This window comes from Hydrogenophaga sp. 70-12 (assembly GCF_001897365.1).
In the GTDB taxonomy this organism is placed as follows: Bacteria; Pseudomonadota; Gammaproteobacteria; order Burkholderiales; family Burkholderiaceae_C; genus Hydrogenophaga; species Hydrogenophaga borbori.
This window is the reverse complement of sequence record NZ_MKSS01000084.1, coordinates 1-3,662: the sequence shown is the minus strand read 5'-3', so window position 1 is coordinate 3,662 and position 3,662 is coordinate 1. Positions and strand designations below refer to the sequence as shown.

The window sequence follows — 3,662 nt, the reverse complement described above, 5'->3', positions numbered from 1 at the left end:
AGGCCGATGGTCAGGCCCGCGAGCGCGAGGTACATCACCATCATCAGCGCCTTGCGGCCGATGGCGCGGCGCACGCCACCGCTGTAGGACGCGGCGCCGCGGTGGAACACGCGGTTGAAGGCGCGGAAGAAGCCGCCGAACACGCGGTCCATGCCACGCGTGAGCGCGTCCTTCGGTTCGCGGTGGCCCCTGAGCAGCAGGGCCGCGAGCGCGGGCGACAGCGTGAGCGAGTTGATCGCCGAAATCACCGTGCTGATGGCGATGGTCACCGCGAACTGCTTGTAGAACTGGCCGGTGAGGCCGCTGATGAAGGCCAGCGGAACGAACACGGCCACCAGCACCAGGGCGATGGCGACGATGGGCCCCGAGACCTCGCGCATGGCGCGGTAGGTGGCCTCGCGCGGGCTCAGGCCCGCTTCGATGTTGCGCTCCACGTTCTCCACCACCACGATGGCGTCGTCCACCACGATGCCGATGGCCAGCACCAGGCCGAACAAGGACAGCGCGTTGATGGACAGGCCCAGCAGGTGAAGCACCGCGAAGGTGCCCACCACCGAGACCGGCACCGCCAACAGGGGAATGATGGAGGCGCGCCAGGTCTGAAGGAACAGGATCACCACCAGCACCACCAGGGCGATGGCTTCCAGCAGGGTGGTGATGACCGAGTCGATGGAGGCGCGCACGAACTGCGTGGGGTCGTAGGCGATGCGGTACTCCACGCCCTCGGGCATGTGCTGCTGCAACTCGGCCATGGTGGCGCGCACCTGGGCCGAGATTTCCAGCGCGTTGGAGCCCGGGGCCTGGAACACGCCCATGCCCACGGCGGGCTGGTTGTTCAGCAGCGAGCGCAGCGAGTAGTCGGCCGCGCCCATCTCCAGGCGGGCCACGTCGCGCAGGCGCGTCACCGCGCCGTCGGTGCCGGTCTTGACGATGATGTCGCCGAACTCCTGCTCGGTCTGCAGGCGGCCCTGCGCGTTGACCGAGAGCTGCAGGTCCACGCCCGGCAGGCCGGGCGAGGCACCCACCACGCCGGCGGCGGCCTGCACGTTCTGGCCGCGGATGGCGGCCACCACGTCGCCGGCCGACAGGCCGCGCTGCGCCACCTTCTGCGGGTCGAGCCAGACGCGCATGGCGTAGTCGCCGCCGCCGAAGATTTGCACCTGGCCGACGCCTTCGATGCGGGCCAGCCGGTCCTTCACGTTGAGCACCGCGTAGTTGCGCAGGTAGTTGATGTCGTAGCGGTCGTTGGGCGAGACCAGGTGCACGACCATGGTGATGTCGGGCGAGCTCTTGACGGTGGTCACGCCCAGGCGGCGCACCTCCTCGGGCAGGCGCGGCTCGGCCTGCGAGACGCGGTTCTGCACCAGCTGCTGGGCCTTGTCGGGGTCGGTGCCGAGCTGGAAGGTCACGGTCAGCGTCATCACGCCATCGGTGGTGGCCTGGCTGCCCATGTAGAGCATGCCCTCGACGCCATTGATGGATTCCTCCAGCGGCGTGGCCACGGTCTCGGCGATCACCTTGGGGTTGGCGCCCGGGTACTGGGCGCGCACCACCACGGAGGGCGGCACCACCTCGGGGTACTCCGAGATCGGCAGGCCACGCAGGGCGACCAGGCCGGCGATGACGATCAGCAGCGAGAGCACGCCCGCGAAGATCGGCCGGTCGATGAAGAATTTGGACAGGTTCATGGGAGGTCTGTTTCTGCGGCGCGCCTCAGGGCTGCTTGGCCGCGAGTTCCTGCGCGTCGCTGGTGACGCGCGCCTGGTTCATGGGGACGGGTTGCGGCTGCACCAGCGCGCCGGGGCGCACGCGCTGCAGGCCGTTGACGACGATGCGCTCGCCCGCCTTCAGGCCGCTCAGCACGCTGCGCAAGCCATCCACCGACGCGCCCAAAGCCACCTCGCGGTACTCGGCCTTGTTGTCTTGGCCCACCACCAGCACGAACTTCTTGTCCTGGTCGGTGCCGATGGCGCGTTCGCTCACCAGCAACTGGTGCGCGCTGCGTGGCTGCGCCATGCGGATGCGCGCGAACTGGCCCGGCATGAGCGTGCCGTCGGCGTTGTCGAAGACGGCGCGCACGCGCACCGTTCCGCTGCGCGGATCGACCTGGTTGTCGATGAGTTGCAGCCGGCCGGTGAAGGGCGTGTCGGCGTCGCCGGCCGTGCCCATGCGAACGGGGATGCGCTCGAGCGAGCGGCGCGCGCTGGCGCCGCCCTGGTTCAGGCCCTGCAGTGCGCGCGCCACGGTCTGTTCGTCGGCGTCGAAGCTGGCGTAGATCGGGTTGACCGACACCAGCGTGGTGAGCACCGGCGCGCCCGGTCCGGCCGCGACGAGGTTGCCCGCGGTCACATCGACTTTGCCGATGCGCCCGGCCACCGGCGCGCGCACCTGGGTGTAGCCCAGATTGAGGCGGGCGGCCTGTACCTGGGCGCGCGCGGCCTGCAGGTTGGCCTCGGCTTCGCGCAGCGCGTTCTGGCGGTCGTCGAGCTCGCGCTGGGCAATGGCCTTGTCCTGCCAGAGCCGCTGCGAGCGCGCGAACTCGCCGCTGGCATGGCTCAGGCGGGCCTGCGCGGCGCTGGCCTGCGCCTCGGCCCGTGCCACCTCTGCCTCGTAAGGCGCGGGGTCGATGGAGACCAGCAGCGCGCCTTTGGCCACCAGCGCGCCCTCCCGGAAGTGCGTGGCCAGCACGGCGCCCGCCACACGCGAGCGGACTTCCACGCGCTCCACCGCTTCCAGGCGGCCGGAGAACTCGTCCCAGAGGGTGGCGTCGCTTTCGGCGACGGTGGCGACCGACACCGGCAGGGGCGGCGGTGCCGCATCGGCGGGCGCGCTGGCTTGCGCGGTCATGGCCTGTTGCGCGATCGCGAACGCGGCGGCTGAGATCGCGGCCAGCGCGGCGATGGGCAGCCAGATGCGACCCAGGGACGAAGGCTTGGTGGACGGGCGGGACATGGTCTGATCCTTTTTGAGGGTGAGCAAAGCCATCCCCGGCGTGTGGCCGGGGATGGCGTCGGGAGAACGGGGGGAGGGGTGCGGGCGTCCGTCAGGACGGTGGCGGCGGCGTGGCGGCCTGCAAGAAGGCGCGCAGGTGTTCCCGTGCCTCGTGGGCACAGGGACATTCCGCCGTCAGCGGCTCGCCAGCGAGTCGGGCCAGCCCGTGTCGATGCCGAGCACATGGGCCCGCACGGCGATGCCGGCGCCGCGCAGGCGCTCGGCGTAGGCCAGGGCCTCGTCGCGCATGGGGTCGTCGGCGCCTGTGAGCACCAGCGCGGGCGGCAGACCCGCCAGGCGCTGGGCCAGGCCGGGCACGGCGTAGGGATGCTCGGCGTCCATGGGGCCGCGCAGGTACTGTTGCCAGCCATGCGCCCATTTGCATTCCACGCACTCGCCAAGGCTCTCGCGCAGCGAGGCGGTGGCGTTGCACGGGTCCAGCATGGGCGCCACCAGGATCTGCCCGGCCAGCGGGGGGTGGGCGCGGTCACGCGCCATCAGCGCGGTGGCGGCCGCGAGGTTGCCGCCGGCTTCTTCGCCGGCCACGAACAGGGGAGCGTCCTTGCCAGCCAGGCGCGGGCGCTGCTTGTGCAGCCACTCCAGCGCGGCGTAGCCGGCCTCCAGCGCTTCGGGAAAGCGGTGCGCGGGCGCCAGCGGGTAGGCCAGCGAGG

2 protein-coding genes and 1 pseudogene are annotated in these 3,662 nt (G+C 71.2%); all 3 read right to left on the bottom strand.

The window, feature by feature from the left end:
• Positions 1-1,688 (bottom strand): efflux RND transporter permease subunit (locus tag BGO22_RS05440; RefSeq protein WP_286849546.1); only part of this gene is annotated, 1,688 nt, incomplete at its 3' end.
• A 25-nt stretch (positions 1,689-1,713) separates the two neighbouring features.
• Complete coding sequence (locus BGO22_RS05435) at positions 1,714-2,952, bottom strand: efflux RND transporter periplasmic adaptor subunit (RefSeq protein ID WP_070400812.1); 1,239 nt, start codon at positions 2,950-2,952, stop codon at positions 1,714-1,716.
• 91 nt (positions 2,953-3,043) lie between these two features.
• Positions 3,044-3,662 (bottom strand): annotated as a pseudogene (locus BGO22_RS05430) (alpha/beta hydrolase); the annotation flags it as partial.

What these genes read in the sequence shown, in the direction of transcription:
- BGO22_RS05435 (WP_070400812.1), bottom strand. Translation starts at nt 2,952, where the DNA reads ATGTCCCGCCCGTCCACCAAGCCTTCGTCCCTGGGTCGCATCTGGCTG.